This is a genomic window from Nitrobacter sp. Nb-311A (genome assembly GCF_000152905.1).
Lineage (GTDB): Bacteria > Pseudomonadota > Alphaproteobacteria > Rhizobiales > Xanthobacteraceae > Nitrobacter.
The window spans coordinates 64,783-81,974 of the sequence record NZ_AAMY01000012.1; the positions used below are offsets into that span (position 1 = coordinate 64,783).

At 59.3% G+C, this 17,192-nt stretch carries 15 protein-coding genes and 6 pseudogenes; 9 read left to right on the forward strand and 12 right to left on the reverse strand.

What is annotated here, in order from left to right; all coding sequences use genetic code 11:
* Positions 1 to 636 precede the first annotated feature (636 nt).
* The 3 genes from NB311A_RS06205 to NB311A_RS06215 are packed head-to-tail and all read left to right on the forward strand — an operon-like array spanning position 637 to position 3,043.
* Positions 637 to 1,917: a DNA methyltransferase gene (locus tag NB311A_RS06205; protein WP_009797635.1), complete on the forward strand. Its 1,281-nt coding sequence runs from the start codon at positions 637 to 639 to the stop codon at positions 1,915 to 1,917.
* Positions 1,914 to 2,480: a DUF5681 domain-containing protein gene (locus tag NB311A_RS06210; protein ID WP_009797636.1), complete on the forward strand. Its 567-nt coding sequence runs from the start codon at positions 1,914 to 1,916 to the stop codon at positions 2,478 to 2,480. Before NB311A_RS06205 ends, NB311A_RS06210 begins: the two co-directional genes overlap by 4 nt.
* Positions 2,477 to 3,043, forward strand: coding sequence for a DUF5681 domain-containing protein (locus tag NB311A_RS06215; RefSeq protein ID WP_009797637.1), 567 nt, complete (start codon positions 2,477 to 2,479; stop codon positions 3,041 to 3,043). The genes NB311A_RS06210 and NB311A_RS06215 overlap by 4 nt, the downstream gene beginning before the upstream one ends.
* Before the next feature lie 563 nt (positions 3,044 to 3,606).
* On the opposite strand, the gene NB311A_RS06220 is transcribed toward NB311A_RS06215, so the two are convergent.
* Both NB311A_RS06220 and NB311A_RS06225 read right to left on the reverse strand, forming a co-directional pair.
* Positions 3,607 to 4,023 carry a DUF1236 domain-containing protein gene (locus NB311A_RS06220; RefSeq protein ID WP_040674109.1) on the reverse strand — a complete coding sequence of 139 codons (417 nt, stop codon included), beginning with the start codon at positions 4,021 to 4,023 and terminating at the stop codon, positions 3,607 to 3,609.
* 76 nt (positions 4,024 to 4,099) lie between these two features.
* Complete coding sequence (locus tag NB311A_RS06225) at positions 4,100 to 4,351, reverse strand: GlsB/YeaQ/YmgE family stress response membrane protein (protein WP_009797639.1); 252 nt, start codon at positions 4,349 to 4,351, stop codon at positions 4,100 to 4,102.
* Between the two features lie 242 nt (positions 4,352 to 4,593).
* On the opposite strand from NB311A_RS06225, the pseudogene NB311A_RS21235 reads away from it, so the two are divergent.
* Positions 4,594 to 5,153, forward strand: a pseudogene (locus NB311A_RS21235) (helix-turn-helix domain-containing protein); the annotation flags it as partial.
* Here NB311A_RS21235 and NB311A_RS22475 read toward each other — a convergent pair.
* The 3 genes and pseudogenes from NB311A_RS22475 to NB311A_RS20130 form a co-directional block, all read right to left on the reverse strand.
* Positions 5,145 to 5,237, reverse strand: a pseudogene (locus NB311A_RS22475) (IS21-like element helper ATPase IstB); the annotation flags it as partial. The pseudogenes NB311A_RS21235 and NB311A_RS22475 sit on opposite strands and share 9 nt — an antisense overlap.
* Entirely contained in the window at positions 5,237 to 6,736 is a 1,500-nt protein-coding gene (gene istA / locus NB311A_RS06240; protein ID WP_009796680.1) for an IS21 family transposase, read from the reverse strand. The pseudogene NB311A_RS22475 and the gene istA, both read right to left, overlap by 1 nt.
* Before the next feature lie 775 nt (positions 6,737 to 7,511).
* Positions 7,512 to 8,269, reverse strand: a protein-coding gene (locus NB311A_RS20130) for an IS5 family transposase (protein WP_371256464.1) whose coding sequence is annotated in 2 segments (ribosomal slippage) — positions 7,512 to 7,940 and positions 7,943 to 8,269 — 756 coding nt in all. Because the reading frame shifts where the segments join, the coding sequence is not laid out codon by codon here.
* A gap of 144 nt (positions 8,270 to 8,413) precedes the next feature.
* Here NB311A_RS20130 and NB311A_RS06255 point away from each other — a divergent pair.
* Positions 8,414 to 9,106: pseudogene (locus NB311A_RS06255) on the forward strand (alginate export family protein); the annotation flags it as partial.
* Between the two features lie 135 nt (positions 9,107 to 9,241).
* On the opposite strand, the pseudogene NB311A_RS20135 reads toward NB311A_RS06255, so the two are convergent.
* A pseudogene (locus tag NB311A_RS20135) lies at positions 9,242 to 9,486 on the reverse strand (DUF3302 domain-containing protein).
* Here NB311A_RS20135 and NB311A_RS22890 point away from each other — a divergent pair.
* The 3 genes from NB311A_RS22890 to NB311A_RS06270 all read left to right on the forward strand — a co-directional run bounded on the left by NB311A_RS22890 (position 9,485) and on the right by NB311A_RS06270 (position 11,817).
* Positions 9,485 to 9,610: a hypothetical protein gene (locus NB311A_RS22890; protein WP_256365406.1), complete on the forward strand. Its 126-nt coding sequence runs from the start codon at positions 9,485 to 9,487 to the stop codon at positions 9,608 to 9,610. The pseudogene NB311A_RS20135 and the gene NB311A_RS22890 sit on opposite strands and share 2 nt — an antisense overlap.
* Before the next feature lie 494 nt (positions 9,611 to 10,104).
* On the forward strand, positions 10,105 to 11,241 hold the full coding sequence (locus tag NB311A_RS06265) for an acyltransferase (RefSeq protein WP_009797648.1): 1,137 nt from the start codon (positions 10,105 to 10,107) through the stop codon (positions 11,239 to 11,241).
* Between the two features lie 129 nt (positions 11,242 to 11,370).
* Positions 11,371 to 11,817 carry a DoxX family protein gene (locus NB311A_RS06270; RefSeq protein ID WP_245256944.1) on the forward strand — a complete coding sequence of 149 codons (447 nt, stop codon included), beginning with the start codon at positions 11,371 to 11,373 and terminating at the stop codon, positions 11,815 to 11,817.
* Positions 11,818 to 11,958: 141 nt separating this feature from the next.
* On the opposite strand, the gene NB311A_RS06275 is transcribed toward NB311A_RS06270, so the two are convergent.
* From NB311A_RS06275 to NB311A_RS23055, 4 genes and pseudogenes are all read right to left on the reverse strand, one after another.
* Positions 11,959 to 12,861 carry a DUF1259 domain-containing protein gene (locus NB311A_RS06275; protein ID WP_009797650.1) on the reverse strand — a complete coding sequence of 301 codons (903 nt, stop codon included), beginning with the start codon at positions 12,859 to 12,861 and terminating at the stop codon, positions 11,959 to 11,961.
* 60 nt (positions 12,862 to 12,921) lie between these two features.
* Positions 12,922 to 14,313, reverse strand: a complete 1,392-nt coding sequence (gene chrA, locus NB311A_RS06280) for a chromate efflux transporter (protein ID WP_009797651.1) — start codon at positions 14,311 to 14,313, stop codon at positions 12,922 to 12,924.
* A complete protein-coding gene (locus NB311A_RS06285) occupies positions 14,310 to 15,131 on the reverse strand; it encodes a sulfurtransferase/chromate resistance protein (protein ID WP_040674137.1) in 822 nt (273 codons plus the stop codon). Before NB311A_RS06285 ends, chrA begins: the two co-directional genes overlap by 4 nt.
* A 188-nt stretch (positions 15,132 to 15,319) precedes the next feature.
* Positions 15,320 to 15,451: pseudogene (locus NB311A_RS23055) on the reverse strand (IS3 family transposase); the annotation flags it as partial.
* An 84-nt stretch (positions 15,452 to 15,535) separates the two neighbouring features.
* On the opposite strand from NB311A_RS23055, the pseudogene NB311A_RS06290 reads away from it, so the two are divergent.
* A pseudogene (locus NB311A_RS06290) lies at positions 15,536 to 15,892 on the forward strand (integrase core domain-containing protein); the annotation flags it as partial.
* A gap of 48 nt (positions 15,893 to 15,940) precedes the next feature.
* Here the strand turns inward: NB311A_RS06290 and NB311A_RS06295 are convergent.
* On the reverse strand, positions 15,941 to 16,384 hold the full coding sequence (locus NB311A_RS06295) for a hypothetical protein (RefSeq protein ID WP_009797655.1): 444 nt from the start codon (positions 16,382 to 16,384) through the stop codon (positions 15,941 to 15,943).
* A gap of 102 nt (positions 16,385 to 16,486) precedes the next feature.
* Positions 16,487 to 17,068 carry an invasion associated locus B family protein gene (locus tag NB311A_RS06300; protein WP_245256948.1) on the reverse strand — a complete coding sequence of 194 codons (582 nt, stop codon included), beginning with the start codon at positions 17,066 to 17,068 and terminating at the stop codon, positions 16,487 to 16,489.
* Positions 17,069 to 17,192 lie beyond the last annotated feature (124 nt).

Sequence of the window (17,192 nt, forward strand, 5' to 3'; positions counted from 1 at the left end):
ACAGCAAAACAAATACCCATCCGTGCGCAAACGACCACTCGACTGGCATCTCGGGGCCAATGCCGCAATCCCGGATACGCGACGTCCGCCAGCAGGCCGTTCTACGGGCTGAATGGACCCCTGCCCGGAACGGGAATTTTCGGACTAGAGACAGCGGCCGAAAACCGGACAGACCCACGAACGGAGACAGCCACCCGCAAGACCAGAGTCAGAAAACCCCGCCAACGGCGGGCCTTTCCTATCAGTCTCTGTACTATGACAAAACAGCAGACTGGGTGGTGGCGGACGCAGTCAGATGCGAACGAGTCTCCAAGGGCCATAACAGGGAATTTCTTGCAAATTGCAGGTCAAAACAGGCTTATGATCGGCTTACAGTCACGACCCGATTGGAATTCTCCTGTGAATTCCGTTTGATGCGCTGTAGTCTAAGCACTTTCCTGTTATTCTGCATAACAGGCGTTAATTACGGGCAAACAGGCAATTTGAAAGCAGCATCAGGCATTTGAAAGCTCCGAACAGGCAGCGGTCCGGAGCGGAATCGCGCATAGCTTGAGCAGCGACACGCCTGTTGCGGTCAAACCTTGGAAAACCGAGCATGCTCCCATTGGTCACGTCCAGTGCTGGGTCCTCCTCGCCATGAACGATCCAGTCTCTGTCGCACCCTCGTCGCGGCTGGCCGTCGTTTACCGGCCAGTGAACGATCTCACTCCCGATCCCCGCAATGCCCGCACCCATCCGAAGCGCCAAATCGACCAGCTTCGGGCCTCCATCAAGGAATTCGGCTTCACCAATCCGATACTCATTGACCCCGAAGGCCACATCATCGCGGGCCATGGCCGACTTCAGGCAGCTCGCGCCATGGGGATTGCGGAGGTCCCGACGATCGCCCTGTCCGGCTTATCCGAGCCTCAGAAGCGCGCGCTACGAATCGCCGATAACAAGATCGCCCTCAATGCAGGCTGGGATCTGGAAATCCTGCAGCAGGAACTGGGCGAGCTCGCTTCGATCGATGTCGATATTGATCCCACACTGACCGGCTTCTCGACCGGCGAGATCGACGTTATCATCGCGTCCGCTCCCGATCCGGATGACGAGGTGATCCCTCCGGTTTTGGCGACGCCGAGAACCAAGCTCGGCGATATCTGGATTCTCGGCGAGCATCGGGTGGGATGTGGCGACAGCCGCGATGCCGAATTCTTGCAGCGGGTCATCGGCGACAAAAAACGCGTTGATGCGGCTTTCCTCGATCCTCCCTACAATGTGCGGATCGGGGGACATGCAGTGGCCGCCGGGAGTCATCGCGAGTTCGCGATGGCTTCCGGCGAGATGAACGAAGCCGAGTTCCGGTCCTTCCTGGCTGATACGCTGGGCGCCGCCGCGTCTGTCTCACGCGACGGCGCGGTCCACTTCGTCTGCATGGACTGGCGGCACATGGACAGCGTCTCGGCGGTCGGCGCCACCGTCTATGGCGCGTGTCTAAACCTCTGCGTCTGGAACAAGTCCAATGCAGGGATGGGATCGCTTTACCGATCCAAGCATGAACTGGTTTTCGTCTATCGCGTGGGAATGGCCCCCCATCTCAATATGGTCGAACTCGGCAAACACGGCCGCAACCGCACCAATGTGTGGGATTACGCCTCGGTAAACTCCATGCGGGGCAGCCGACGGGAGGATCTTGCCCTCCATCCGACGGTCAAGCCGACAGGGCTTGTTGCCGACGCCCTCAAGGATGTCACGCGCCACGGCGATCTCGTGCTTGATCTTTTTCTCGGCTCTGGAACGACGCTCATCGCCGCCGAGCGAACCGGGCGGTGCTTTCGTGGGCTCGACATCGATCCGGCCTATGTCGATGTTGCGATCGAACGCTGGTCAGCGCGGACGGGCCTCGCGCCGCGTCTGGAGAAGCCTGCATCATGAACAAGAAGTCATCCTCCCGGAAATCTCCGAATCCCGGCTGGTTTCCGAAGGGGCGCAGCGGCAATGTTAAAGGGCGCCCAACCTCTTCTCGGTCAAAGGCCTCGGTGTTCGAGGTCTTGGTAGAAAAGACCCTCACAGTAGACGGCCAAGGGGGCACCCGCGAGATCACCGTGGAGGAAGCACTTCAGCAGCGGACCTATCAGGATGCTCTGGCTGGCAAACGCATGGCCATGCGCGAGGTCGTGAAATGGATCGTCAAGCGCGAGGCTTGGCTGGAAAAGAACGCGCCAAGGCCTTCCCGGCAGGTGATCTGGCGTGACACTGCGCACGATCCCGACAATGCGGATGCCGCCCTGCTGCTTCTCGAAATCGCCGCGCACAACCCCGAGCGCGCAAACATCGGTGCGGATCGCGCACAGCTTCTCCTCGAGCCATGGGCTGTTCAGGCGGCGCTGCGCCGCAGGCGGGGTGGCCAACGCCTGACCGACAAGGAGTGTGACGAGATCCGACGCTGCACGCGCGATCCGAAGAGTCTGCGCTGGCCGCGGGGGACCGGCGAATGACGTCAGGCGATCCATCGGATGACACGGAGGAGAATTTTGTCGGGTATCGCCGACCGCCGCGGACCACGCGCTTTGCCAAAGGCAAGAGTGGCAATCCGGCAGGCCGTCCCCGCGGCCGCCACCGGGAAGCTCCCTATCAGAGCGTGCTAGGCCGAATGGTGACCATCCGGGAGGGTGGAACCACGCGCCGTGTCACGGCGGCCGAGGCGTTTCTGCTCCAGCTCGCAAAGCGCGGGGTCGAAGGCGACGGAGCCGCAGCCCGTGCATCGCTTTCCCTCATCGAGGAATCCAGGTTTCGGCAAGTTGCCCTCGCTCCTCTGCACATCAGCTGGGAAGGCGTGGATCCCGGGAGCGTCACCTCTGCATTGGAGCCGCTGCGAATGGCCAGGACACTCGATCCATACCGCTCGACCGCACGGATCGTCCTGGAACCATGGCTCGTCGAGGCCGCGCTTGCCCGTCTCCCGCAGCCACTCAGTCCCGCCGATCAACAGGTCATCGTGAAGGCCACCCGCACCCCGCACAAGGTGCGATGGCCAGCATGGTGGAGCGAGCACCCGTAAATTCCAAATCGAGCTTTGCTAAGATCCATCCCTTTTGCGTCAACCTGTGTCGCGACCTGATACTTCATGTCCAGCGACTTGCAAAATCAAAATGACGTAATTCCCTTTTTCGGAGCGATTCAAGACAAGGAGCCCCGATGTGGAAGCCTGAACACCGTCTGACGGCCGAGCGGCGCAACCTTCGGTGTGGGTCCGGCTGCCAATGGAAGGCGATCACCGCCGATGAGCGGCAGGCGTGGTGCGCTAGACCGGTCAGGCGCGCTCAGAAAGGGAGCGATACTTTCGCACCGACCTAATGATCGCCACTACTACGGTCGTAACCTCAACATTGTCCCGACCTTGGAGAAGCGCGAGATGGTGATCTCGAAGACCCCGCCACAGCCCCCCGTTACGAGGATTCGCTCAAAGGTGTGCGATTGCTCCCTGCATTCGCGGGCGGAAAGTGGCACTGGCCACGGTCGTAAGCGAACAATTTAAGGTCCCCTCGATCATTCGATCGAGGGGACTAATTTGCCAGGAAGCGCCTTATCGAAAAGGCGCAAAGCCATTTCGTCCGATGATGCCTAATCGATGATCTGCACCACACGACGCGTCCGTGGATCGACTAGCACAGTTTGGTCGTTCACAACGGTGTAGCGATAATTCGGTGCACCGTACTCAGCGGGAACGTCATAGTAGGTGACCCCAGCTTTTGGCAGGACGGCCCCAACGCGAACCGACTCGCGGTAATGAAACGAAGGATGGTGCTGCTCGACCACATATTGCCGGAAGCGCGGACGCTGATCGATACCCAGTATGCCGGCTACCCCGCCAGTGACGGCTCCGACTGCCCCTCCAACCGCACCACCGATCGGTCCCGCCGCTCGTTCACCTTCGCGAGCGCCTCGTTCCATGCCTCCAACCACGCCTTGGGCTATGGCTGATGCGGGCAAAATCAAAGCGATAGATATCGCGGCGATTTTGAAAAAAGAACGGATCATCAATTCCTCCTATCATTGGGGCGGTAGAGCAACTCGGGCGATTAAAGGAAGCCGTGCCGCGCGGGGCTTTCTCCATCTAAGAGCGAATGGCCCTTGCACCCCCGATAAGAATGCAAGCTCCGATAAACCCGGCAACGAGATAGCCAAGCCATCCGCCGAACGAAACGCCGACCAAACCGAGCAAAGCGCTGGCAACGGCGGCGCCAACAATACCCAAAAGGATATTCATAAGGATTCCGGTGTCGCTCTTCATAAAATTAGAAGCGATCCACCCCGCTAACCCGCCAATGATAATGGCCGCGATCCACCCAATACTCGCGTCGTTCATTCTGTAATCTCCGCTTCGTCCTGTGTCATGTAGCAGCGCAATTCCAAGAACAGTTATTGATCATTTGGGTTCCATGCCGCGAAAGGGAGTGCCGTGCAGTGACGGTCAATGAGCGCAGATAGCGGATCGGGAATGTGCCCCGCGGCCCCGCTAAGGAACAATCGTCCCGGTGCTCTTGTTGTAAGTCCACCTATCCAAGAAGGAGAAAGCATCAACGACCCGAACGGTCAAATCGACATCCCCAGGAGGTTGTAGCCGATCTCACCCTTGAGAACCGTCTGCTTAAAGAAAGCCTGAACGGAGATGGGGAGGACGAAGCATGAGGTGCCATGCGTCCGAGAAAGCCGAGATCATCGAGTTGGTCGAGCAGTCGCACTTACCGGCCAAGCGCACGTTGGACAAGCTCGGCATCCCCCGCTCCACGTTTTATAGATGGTACGATCGCTACCGCGAGGGCGGCATTGAGGCACTGTCAGATCACCGCTCTCGACCGGATCGAGCCTGGAATCGCATCCCGGATCGGCCAGATCATCGACCTGGCGCTGGAGCTTGCGGAACTATCGCCGCGGGAGCTCGCCGTGCGGTTCACAGATGAGAGAAAGTACTTTGTCTCGCGGAGGCTTCGGTCTATCGACTGCTGAAGGCGCATGACCTCATCACCAGCCCGGCCTATGTGGTGATCAAAGCGGCGAACGAGTTCAAGGACAAGACCACCGCCATCACCCAGCTCTGGCAGACGGATTTTACCTACCTCAAGATCACCGGCTGGGGCTGGTACTATCTGTCGACCGTGCTTGACGACCGTCGCCATGATCTCGTCGAAGGCAGCCCTCATTCCGTAGAGTTTGAGCTCACCCATGAGGTCGAAGATTTGGGTTCGTTCCATCAGATGGTCCTCCGGAGGTTGTCGTAACGGGCGCAATCGGCGATCGGCGCATGGCGGAGCGTCAGTGCCGCCGGCGTCATAATGTTGGCCGGTGCAGCGGGTTCGCGTTGGCGAGCCAGGATGTTGAGAACGACGTCAGCGGAATGAACGCCATGAGCGATCGCCTCGGCGCAGGCGGCTTCGACCGCCGACAAACCGTCCGTCAGCACCGCATTGAGGATGTCGACCATCTGTCGATTGCCGTCGTCGGTGCTGGCGAGCCTGCGCCGGATCCGTTCGATCGCGGCCGGCAACACCCAGTCCTTGAAGGGTGCGCCGTTACGTAAGGCCCCGGGTTTGCGCGCGAGCACCGGCACGTAGTGCCAGGGATTGTAGGTCGTCTCGCCGCGTCCGAACGATCGCGGATGCTCCGCAACGATGCGCCCGTCCTGACGGATCACGATGCGATCGGCATAGGCTTGAACTTCGACCGGGCGCCCGACGGCGCTGGCAGCGACCGAGTATTTGTTGTTGTCGAAGCGCACCAGGCAGGTCTTCGAGACCGATGCCGGCACCGCGTGGAATCCGTCGAACCGGCCAGCATAGGGAACGAGCTTGGGCCGCTCGGCTTCGAACACCTCCCAGACCGTCTGTTCGGCCAGTTCTGGATGTCGGTGCGCCTTGGCGTAGGCGATGCACTTATCCAGAAGCCACGCGTTCAACTCGTCCAGGGTTTTGAACCGCAGCCGTGGCGTGAAGAACCGTTCCCGGACCAGCCCGACCTGGTTCTCGACCTGACCCTTCTCCCAGCCCGACGCCGGCGTGCAGGCGACCGGATCGATCAGATAGTGGCTGCACATCTGCAGGAAGCGGCGATTGTAGCGGCGATCCTTGCCGACGAAGATCGTCTCTACCGCCGTCTTCATGTTGTCGTAGATGCCGCGGCTGCAGGTACCCTTGAACAGTGCGAACGCCCGGTCGTGGGCGTCGAATACCATCTCCTGCGTCTCCCGCGGATAGGCCCGCACGAACAGCATGCGGCTGTGGCACAGCCGGACATGAGCGACCTTCACGATCGCCGTCACGCCGTTGAGGAGAACGATCTCATGGCTCCAGTCGAACTGGTAGGCTTCGCCCGCCGCAAAGCTCAACGGAACATAGGCCGCCGCGGTCGATTGCCCGCGCTCCTTGCTCCAACGCCTGGCGTAACGCCGTACGGCATCGTAGCCGCCGTCATAGCCGCGTCCGCGCAACTCTTCGAAGATCCGGATCAGCGTCAGCTGTTCGCGAGCCGATTTGGCCGCGTTCGCCGCCAGCAGTTCATCAAGCTCCGCCGCCCAACGCCCGAGTTTGGGGCGCGGCTGGATCGAACGCTCATACTCGAACAAGGTCTTGCCCGACCTCAGCACCTTCCGGACCGTGTTCCGCGACACCTTCAGGTCACGGGCGATCTCCTTGATCGTCTTGCCCTTGATGAAGTGTTCGCGCCGTATCCGCGCAATCGTCTCCACGATCAGCATCCCCGACCACCTGCTTCATGACAAAGCAGGCAGCGCAACAGCCAACCTGTAGGGGGTCAATTTTGGACGCCGATCCCCCGGCTTACGGGGTCAATTTTGCATGCCGAATGACCATGGTGGTCTAGCCGCTCATCAGTATAGTGAGGTTTTCAGCTTGCGTCGCAAGACGGTCAGCTGATGTCGAAGCACTGCATTCTCAGCCTCAAGCCGGATGTTCGACTTGAACGGCGAGGCCAGCACGGCCAGAGCGAAGCAGATCAGCGCAATCATCGCGCCAACTTAGCCGATTCCGTCATTCGATAAACCCGGATAGGGTTTTCGGAACACACAACGGGGTTTAGACAAAAGTTACACCAAGCCGACGTTCGTCGCGCCAGATGACCTGACACTGCGCATCAAGTTCTGCATTTGGTACGCGCAAGGCAAACGCTGCTGGTAACGCGGGCGCATCCCACGTTTGTACCGTCGCAGACGTGGCCGTTAGGTGACGGACCTTGCACCGCAGGGACGTTCCATCCCAAAGAATGTGTCCCTGCTGAACGCTGAGCCGTGCCTTTGCCATACCCGCCCCCACGTGCCGCACAAAATTATTGCGAATCACGGAGACTAGTTGATTGCCGATTTTCGCCGCGAATGTGGCAAGCGAGGTGCTCATTCTGAGCAGATAGAATCAGGCCGCCGACTTCGCTTTCACTTCAGCCAACTTCTCTAGAGCGAGATCCTGCGCGGCCACAGCCTTACGCTCTCCCCGCTTTGTATCACCTAGGGCCCGGACTCATAACCAATAGCTGACGGTTGCGGCGATGCAGACGGCAGCCATGAAGTTGACGGCAAGACGGTCATAGCGGGTTGCGACACGCCGGAAGTCTTTGAGACGGCAGAACATGCGCTCAATGGCATTGCGATCGCGGTAGAGCACGGGCGAGAAGCAGTTTTTCCATTTGCGATTGGCCTTGGGCGGGATGTTCGGCATCGTGCCGCGTTGCTCGACCTGCTGGCGGATGGCATCGCTGTCGTAGCCCTTGTCGCCGTGCAGGATCGCGGAACGTGGCATCTCTTCGAGCAGAACCGCTCCAGCGGTACAATCGGCTATCTGCCCCCCGGTCAGCAAGAACGCGACGGGACGACACTCCACGTCGGTCAGCGCGTGGATTTTCGTCGTGCGCCCGCCGCGCGATCGGCCGATGGCCTGCTGATGTTCCCCCCTTTGCCGCCAGATGCGCATCGATGCGCCTTCACGGCCGAGCTATCGATCAGGACCTGCGCAGGAGGTCCACCAGCCGTTGCGAGTGCGTGGAATATGTCTACCCATACGCCCTTCGCTGCCCAGCGGACGAAACGATTGTAGAGTGTTTTGCGCGGACCATAGACCTCCGGCGCATCGATCCAGCGCCCACCGGACTTCAGAACCTGGATAATGCCGCTGATGACCCGCCGATCATCGACCCGCGGCTTGCCGCGCGTATCGTTAGGCAGAAGCGGCTTGAGAAGAGCGAACTGATCCTTCGTTAGCCAAAAACAATCGCGGCTCATGGAGCGCCTCCTATCGGAGACCGTGAATCACAAACTCAGCGCCGAAAGAATCATTTTTATGGGTCCCGACCCTAAGGCACAACTGCGATCGTACCGCGCTTGATGAGGCGCTTCAGGTCCTCCTTCCGACCGGAGCGAGCTACACAGGATTCCGGGACGGGCCTTCGAGCGGTTCAGACCCGGAACCGTCGCTTGTTCACTCCCGGTTTCCGGCTATGGCGGGCGCCGAAGCCTGAGCAGTGGGACTACGAGGTCGAGGCGGACTATCAGACCGGTCTGGCCCGGGATACAACCTCCGTCACCGACAGGCGCGACCTCGAGGTCTCGGCCTACTTCATTCATGCGCAGGCGGGCTATACCTTCAACACAAAGTGGCTTCCGCGAATCGTGCTGCAATACGATCACGCCAGTGGCGACAGCAGCAACCCGAATACCTACACCCGCTTCGACACTCTGTTTGGCGCTCGGCGGTGGGAACTCGGCCCAACCAGTCTTTACGGGCTGGCGCAGCGGTCCAATATGATTTCGCCGGTGGTGCGCTTTGAGATTACGCCGAGCCCGATCTGGGATGCGTACGTCGCCTACCGCCCACTCTTCCTGGAAAACCCCACCGACAGCTTCGCCGCGTCAGGGGTACGGGACCGTACTGGCCGATCCGGCAGCTTCGCCGGCCAGCAAATCGAGACTCGCCTGCGGTATTGGTTCATCCCGAACGCCCTGCTGCTCGATACCGGCGTTGACTACGTGATCAAAGGCAGATTCCTGCAGACTGCCCCCAACGCGCCTCCCACAGGCGACACCTTCTATGGCTATTTCCAAACGAGTGTCTTCTTTTAAAGGCCGTGCCGACTCAAGCTATGTCATCAGTGAATCGCGACGAAAATCGCCAGGCCCCCAATGGAGCGCGCCAGTATCGAATCGGCAATCAGGCTCATCACTGCCGAGATTCATAGACGTTGAGAAGAACGTTGATCATCGTCCGATCTCCGCGTTGCCGACTTGCCGCGCGGGCACATCGACATAGGCCCAGATCAGGACCACTGGCCACAACACGAAGCCGAGGAAGAGCGTGACCCAGCCGCCGACGGAGATGGCGGCTGCCCAGGGATGGCCGCGCCGGCCTACCCCGGCAGCATGGCGACCAGCACAACGACGGCGGTTGTACTGAACAACAGCACGACCAGGACGAGCCAGGCAAAGATATCGAGCGTGGACATGAGCCTCTCCTCTGCTCTATCAGAGCCGCATCTCGGCGGCGCCCATCAGCCCGCCGTTGAAGTCCTTCAGGATGTCGCCGAAGCTGAGGTCGATCTTGGCGGCGGGCAGCGGCGGCAGCGTTGATCCGAGCCCATCCTGAACGTGCTGCCCGGAATCCAGACCATGCCCTCCAGCCGAACCGTGGCGCTCTGCTCAGCGTTCGATGGGTGATCCGTCGCAGGCGGCGTCGACATGCTTGTTCTTCCGAACCTGCACGTCTTAAGGCCATCACTATCAGTCATGCCGCTAAGCGCTAAAACAGACCCCTCTGAACTCCCAGAACGCAAAAGAGAATGATGTTTGACCGATCATACGGAACTGCTGCCCCGAGTTATATGGGCGCTCGTGCGCGTCGGTGGGCCTCGATATTTTCGTGTCCGGACCTGTCCGGTCGGATCGCGTCAAACAACAGGCTGCGTGGCTTGATGACTGATGGCACTGCGGCGGGAATGGCCGTTTCGCAAGCTTAAGCGTTCGAGAGCGGCTTCAAAGCAAGAAAGCGACTTGCTTCAGCGGTTCCGTTAAGGTGGTCTCAATGGGTGTGACCGATAAATCCCGCCGACTTAAGAGGGCGTCCCATGGACAAGACCGTCCACACGCATTCTCGGGTACCGGTTCTCGATCTGTTGCGTCTTGCAGCCGTGGTAGCCGTTATCCTTTACCACTATGGCTTTTGGGGGCCGGTCTCAGCGACCGGCATCTCACAGGTGGCCTTACCTGCATTGGCGCCGGTCGGACAATACGGATTTCTGGGCGTATCGGCTTTCTTTGCCATCAGCGGATTCGTCATTGCGTACTCGGCAGAGGGACGGTCATGGATCGGCTTCATCATCGCGCGCTTCAGTCGCATCTATCCGACATTTGTTCTCTGCATGACGTTGACGTTTACGGTCATGCTGGCGGTTGGCATCGGGCACGTCACGCGCTCACAGTGGCTCGCCAACCTATTCATCGCCGCACCATTCCTCGGCCAGCCCTATGTCGACACCGTCTACTGGTCGCTCGTGATAGAGGTGGTGTTTTATGGATGGGTCGCGCTGTTCATGATGTTGGGTTGGTTTCCTCGCCACATTGATGCCCTCATCCTCGTCTGGCTCGCAATCACGTTTGCGAACGAACTGACGATCGATGCACCGATCTTTGAGAAGGTCTTCATTGCCGACGATAGCGGATTCTTCGTAGTCGGCCTCCTGATCTACCAGCACTACCGTGGACGTCGCGGGACGCGATTCTGGAGTCTGTTCGCCCTTGCAATGGGAACGGCAATCTTTCAAGCAACGCACAAGCTGGAGCGGCTCGGTGCGCATCCGGATAATACGTTCGACCCGAGAGTCGTGGCAGCCATCTGTGTCGTGGCGCTGCTCGGCGTATTCCTCGCGACGCGCATCAAGCGTATCCCGCTCCCTGCCACTTCTGTGCTCGCCGCCGGTGGGATGACTTATCCGCTGTATTTGTTGCACATGGAGTTGGGTTACGTGATTTTTTCGGCGACGAAACCGCATGATCATGCTGCGATGGCCGTCACAATGATCGTCGCAGGCATTGCAGTTCTTGCGTGGGCAATCTGGCGATTTGTGGAGCCGTGGATGCACCGATTTGTCAAATCCAAGTTGGCCCAACTCGCCGCCCGTTTCGGATGGTCTTCATCTGGACCCCACTCCGATGGCTTTCCTAGTTGTCAACGGCCGACGCTTGATCCACCGGTAGCACCGTAGCCAATGGCGAAACCCGACGGCTTAAACTTCCTCGGCAAACCCTTGGACCGCAACAGCCAGGAGCACGCTTTCATGAAACAGTCCTGGTTGTTCTCTCCCGGCGAATCGACCTGGGCCATTTTCATCCGCTTGGCGCTCGCCGGCGTATTCATCCCCGAAGGCCTGCAGAAACTGACGCATGCCGACATTCTCGGTGCCGGCCGTTTCGTCAAGATCGGTATTCCCTGGCCGGAGTTCTTTGGGCCGTTCGTTGGCGTGATTGAAATGCTGGCCGGGATCATGTTCCTGATCGGCTATGCTTCGCGCGCGGCGGCCGTGCCGATCATCGTCATCATGATCGTGGCGATCATCTCTACGAAAATCCCAATCCTGTTAGGCCGTAACTGGTGGATATTCAGCCTCCGCCACCTGGATCGCTATGGTTTCTTAAGCTTCACTCATGAGACGCGCACCGACTGGGCGATGCTGATGGGCGCAATCTTCATGTTGCTGTCCGGATCAGGTCGCTGGTCGCTCGATGCGCGCGCTTGGCGACCGAAGTTCAGCCAGCGGAACGCATTAGCTGATGGTGAATGAGGAAAAGACCACCACGGGGTAACGCGAAGCAGGAAATGCAGAATTGCGCTCATACGTTAGCGGGAATGGGCTATCGCCAACTTGGCAACCTTGCCGCTTGAACGGTCGTTGCGTCGCATTACGCCGCGTGGGGTCGTCGCTTTAGTTTTTTGTGCTTGCGGTCTTGTCGAGTGCCGCGCGTAGGCCTTTGGCGAGCTTGATTGCATCGTCATTGGCCCAAAAGTGCATAAAGAAGAGCCTTGGCTGTTCGTCCAGCATGTGGCTGTGAAGTGCGGTGACTTCGATGCCGTGCGTGCGCAGCGCAGCTACCACCGGATTGACCTCATCGCCTGTCAGGACGAAGTCGCCGGTGATGGCAGCCTTACCACCGCCCGTCGGTTGAAAGTTGATTCCGATCGCAACACCCATCGGCCCGGCCGGTGTCAACGTCATGCCACCTTCGCTGACAGGATCGCGTCGCGGCACATTGAACTGATAGACGCCGCCATTGGTCTTACCCTTCACGCCGATAATTTGATCTAGCTGCGCAGTATCAAGGTCGACAGCAGGAGGTGGATTTGACGACGGAGTAGCTTGCAGCGGGGTCTTGCTTTCGGCGAGGGCGTCATGGAGCACGGTTGCAAGTTTGGCGGGGTCTCCATGCCCGGCCACATGCATGTAGAACGTCGCGGGGGTCGCCCGGAGCAGATGATTATGGATGGCCGTAATCTCGAGTCCGCCAGCGATCATCTTCAACATGACTGGATTGATTTCACTTTCCAGCAATACGAGGTCTCCCATCGCCATAGCGCCATCGTGAGCTTGCTTAAAAGCGATCCAGCCGCCGAGCGCTAAAGCTGGCTTGATGGTCACGCCGTCAAGGGTCACCGTCAAATCGGTTCGAGAGAAGCCATAACGATGCACGTCTTCGGTTACGGCCGGCTTCCGACCGAGTATTCCATCAACCTTCCCCCAGTCTACGCCATGATCTTGCGCGTAAGCGCTTCCATGCACCGCCATGAAGCAGGCGCTGATACCTATCAGCGCTGAGAGTACGTTTCGCATAAGAACTCCTTCTTAGGTCTTTCAAGGTCTCGTCAAAAACAGTTCGTCAGCGTTCATAGTTTAAATGATGCCCGCGAAGCGCAAGAATATGCCTGCGGCGCAGGAGGCTGCCAGGACAATGAGCATCCCCACTTTGAAGTGGAAGATTGCGGTAGCCGCTGCGAGTGAAAGGAGAAAAGCTGGAATATCGATGCTGCTCAGAACGGGTGCGTCGAACGAAAGGCCGAATTCGTGAACCTGGACCGTCTGGTGAAAGAGCGTGTGCAGTGCGAACCAAATCGATAGATTTAAGATAACGCCGACCACGGCAGCGGTAATCACCGAGAGGGCTCCGGCGAGCGCCTTGTTGCCCCGCAGGGCCTCGATGTAGGGCGCTCCGACGAAAATCCAGAGGAAGCACGGCGCAAAGGTCACCCAAGTCGCGAGCAGCCCGCCAAGCGTTCCGGCCACAAGCGGGGAGAGTCCGCTAGTCTCGCGGAAGGCGGCCATGAAGCCCACGAATTGGACGACCATGATGAGGGGTCCGGGGGTGGTCTCGGCCATGCCAAGACCATCGAGCATTTCCCGCGGTGTGACCCAGTGATAATACTCGGCCGCCTGCTGCGCGACATAAGCCAAGACGGCGTAGGCTCCTCCGAACGTAACCATCGCCATTTTACTGAAGAAGATTGCGATCTGGCTGAAGACGTCGCCAGGGCCCAGCGCGACAAGCAACGCAAAGACCGGAACGAGCCAGATTGCGAGCCAAGCCACAAGCAGTCGCAGCGTGCGCGTCGTATTCGGCCTCACATGCTCGGGAATGTCCTCGCCGAGCATACTGTCGATTACGGCAGTGGTCTTTCCACTGTGCTCCAGAGCCGCAAATTCTGGGCGGCCTAGTCGTGCGCCTAGGAAGCCGATGAGAGCGGCAGCGACGATGATCAGCGGGAACGGCGTATTGAAGAAAAAGATGGCAACGAACGCGACGCCTGCGAGAGCCACCATGATTGGATTGCGGAGCGCGCGCTTGCCGACGCGGACTACCGCTTGCGTCACTATGGCAAGCACCGCGGACTTCAGGCCGAAGAAAAAAGCCTCGACGAACCTCACATTCCCGTAGATCGCATAGATATAGCTAAGGCCCATGATGGCCACGACGCCCGGCACGATGAACAGACCGCCCGCCACGAGACCTCCGACTGTCCTATGCAAGAGCCAGCCGATGTAGATGGCGAGTTGCTGCGCCTCAGGCCCGGGGAGCAGCATGCAGTAGTTCAAGGCGTGCAGGAACCGGCTCTCGGAGATCCAATTCTTCTCCTGGACCAGAACGCGGTGCATGACGGCAATCTGGCCGGCCGGTCCACCGAAGCTCAGAACGGCCACTCGTATCCAAACGAGAAGTGCTTCGTTTAAGGAAATTCCGTGCCCCAATGCCTCGGCGCCAGTCTTTTGATTCGCTGCGACGTCGGTCATGGCTTCACCTTGTTGGTCGGCCAATTATGGGTCTCCTTCGTCGCGTCGCGGCACCACCGGTAGAACGCATCGTAGAGAAGAAGACCCGCATTCAATTGTTCGAGGTCGTCGTCGAACATGCGTGACAGGCCCAGCGAAGCTGCTAGAAGGCCAGGCGCCTCCGGAGACAGATCCGGCCGTGCAGTATCGGCAGCGCGAACCATCGCCGCCAATCGCTCCAGCGGCGGCGTCGCAAGCCCAAACTCCTTCACCATGACATCAAAGGTACAAAGTTCGCCTCGATGGCTCCAAAACGTATCTTCAATGTCGAAGGGAGTAGCATCGAAGCGCTCGGCCACAGCTTCCACCTCGGCCGGCGTCACGAAGAGAAAAGCTGCGTGAGGATCGACGAAGCGGCGGATCAGCCATGGGCAAGCAATGCGATCGATCTTCGGGCGAGATCGCGTGACCCAGACTGTACGCCCACGTCCGTCCCGCCTGGGGATCTTGTCAGCAGGGATTGTTGGCAGCTTTGCCTTCTTCCTACCCAGATGACCACCTTCCAGGATTTCGGCGGCGACATTGCTGCACCGGAGCCAGGCCGCGGTTCCCTCACTAAGCTTTTGGCCTTTATTGCCGATCACGACCACCGATTGTCCGTTCAGACTTGGCGCCCATTGCTGAAGGTCAAGATGCGAGCGCTTCACGGCGCTTGGGATCAGGCGCGGGTCGCCAGAGAAGTCTTCATCTAGGCGGACATCGATCAGCGTCGGCGCGCCCGCCGTCCCGATCAGTCGTGACAATTTATCGGATGAAATCGACGTATATGATGCTGACATGTTGCGCCCTTGGTGTTCCAGGACGCGATACTTGGGCATGTCACCTCGCGGGGAGATCGCAGATCCCCGTGCCCTGAATAAAAAGCCTATTCTCGAAAGTGTCAACGGTCATGCAGCTAAATCGATGGCACCCAACGTCAGCGTTTGCGAAACCAAGCTGGACTTGCCCGGATTTAGTGGAGAGGCTGTCAGTCTGTGATGGCCATTTCGACCTCGAATGATGCCGGCGATTTGTATCCCAGAGCGGAATGTCGCCGACGTGGATCGTAGAAGCCGTCGATATATCGGCCAAAGGCCAATTCGGCGGCACATTCACATTCTAGAGAAACCTTGACTGGCCATGGCCACCTCGACCGGCGCGCGCTTGCAATGAAAGGCTCGCGCACCGCTCCTTGGTGGCCTCTCCGCATTCCTTCCGTAGGTGCTACGGGCCGGAGTTTATCGCCAAGGCAGTGCGAGAGTGGCTTGCAGCTGTCGGCGCCAAGACCGCGTTCATCGAGCCGGGCAGCCCTTGGGAGAACGACTGCGAGAGCTTCAACTCGAAGCTTCGCGACGAACTCCTCAACAGCGAGATCTTCTACAGCCTCGCCGAGGCAAAGGTCATCATCGAAGCATGGCGGCGCTACTACAACACCGAGCGGCCTCACTCATCGCTCGGATACAAACCACCGGCGCCAGAGGCCATTGTCTGGTCTTCAAAGCCAGCCGGATCGCTTCCACCAGCAGCGCAAGCAATGGCCGAAAAACCCATCATGCATTAAGACTGAAAGCGGACCACCTCACAGGGGCAGTCCAGACGCCCCTACGACCTACCTTGCTTGATCTGATGCCCGCAGGGCCGCTCCTTGTCCTTCAAGCCATAGTTTTATCTCCGAGGCGGTCACGGATCCGACGCCCGGCTCGGCCATCAATTCCTCCCAAGTGTAAGCGGTTGCGATCACGTCGAGATTGCGACCGCGTTTGGCAACGGTCCTGCCGCCGAGCGAGGCGTGGCGGCCATGAAGTAACGCCTCCACGGCCTGACGCGGAAGGTTGCGGCGCGGAGCTTTCTCGCTCGGCTTCGGGCAGAACGCCCGCACATCGTGCTCCTCGATATCGAGCTGCGCGGCGATGCGGCGATGATCCATACCGAGCGTGCGCAGAATCGTCACCTCGTCGCGGAGCCATGAGAGGAAGCGACGCCGGTTGTAATCGCGTTGAGGCGGCGGCGAATCCTGCTGGACGGAGAGATCATCCTTAACCAGCGTCAGCATGGGCACTCCTGATTTGGTGGATGTTTGACTCAACTGCGTTGCAACCCTGGCCTGTCTTTTGATTGGGCATGATCGCGTCAAACCCGGTTCTCTCGATTGTCGCTATTTTGCGAGTTCTGTTGCGCGCGCCAACGCCGGACCGAAGCCGTTGAGCGAGACGTTGAAGGTGACGGCCTCGTTGCTGGAGAGGTTGAGTGAGGCGACCACGAGTTTCGTGCCCTTGCGCATGGCGTCGGTGGCCGCGGCGGGGAAGTTCACCGGCAACAGGCAGCCCTGCGGTACGCAAGTGGAGAAGCGCAGTCCCTTGCCGAGGTCCTTGTCGTCGAGCTTAAGCACCGCGCCGGCATCGAGGTTAAGCCCGAACGGCATCAGGATGGTGCCATCGACCTTGCCGCCCACGGCAGGGTTCAGTTCGATGGCGTAGACGCGCCTGCCGGTTTCCTTATTGCCCTGCGCCTGCGACAATAAGCACTGCTTGCGCCGCTCGATGATCCGGCAATCGACGGTCCAGTCGCCGAAGGTCTCGTTCACCGACGAGGCCCCGTTCGGCAGCGTTGCCGCTGATGTGGCCGGCTGCTGCACCGCCGATTGCTGGGCCTGAGCCGCAGTCATCGTTATTGCGATGGCGGCGGCAAGGGTGAGCAGGCGTGTTTGTGCAAGATTGGCTGACATACCGGCGATCATCACGATCACGACTTCTAAGAAATGCTTCCCGTAACGCAGCGTCTGTCGCCATATAAGCAGTGATTGGGCCACAGTTCACGACGTATATGGGTATCAGCCATATTGACCACATTGATCGCCGCGC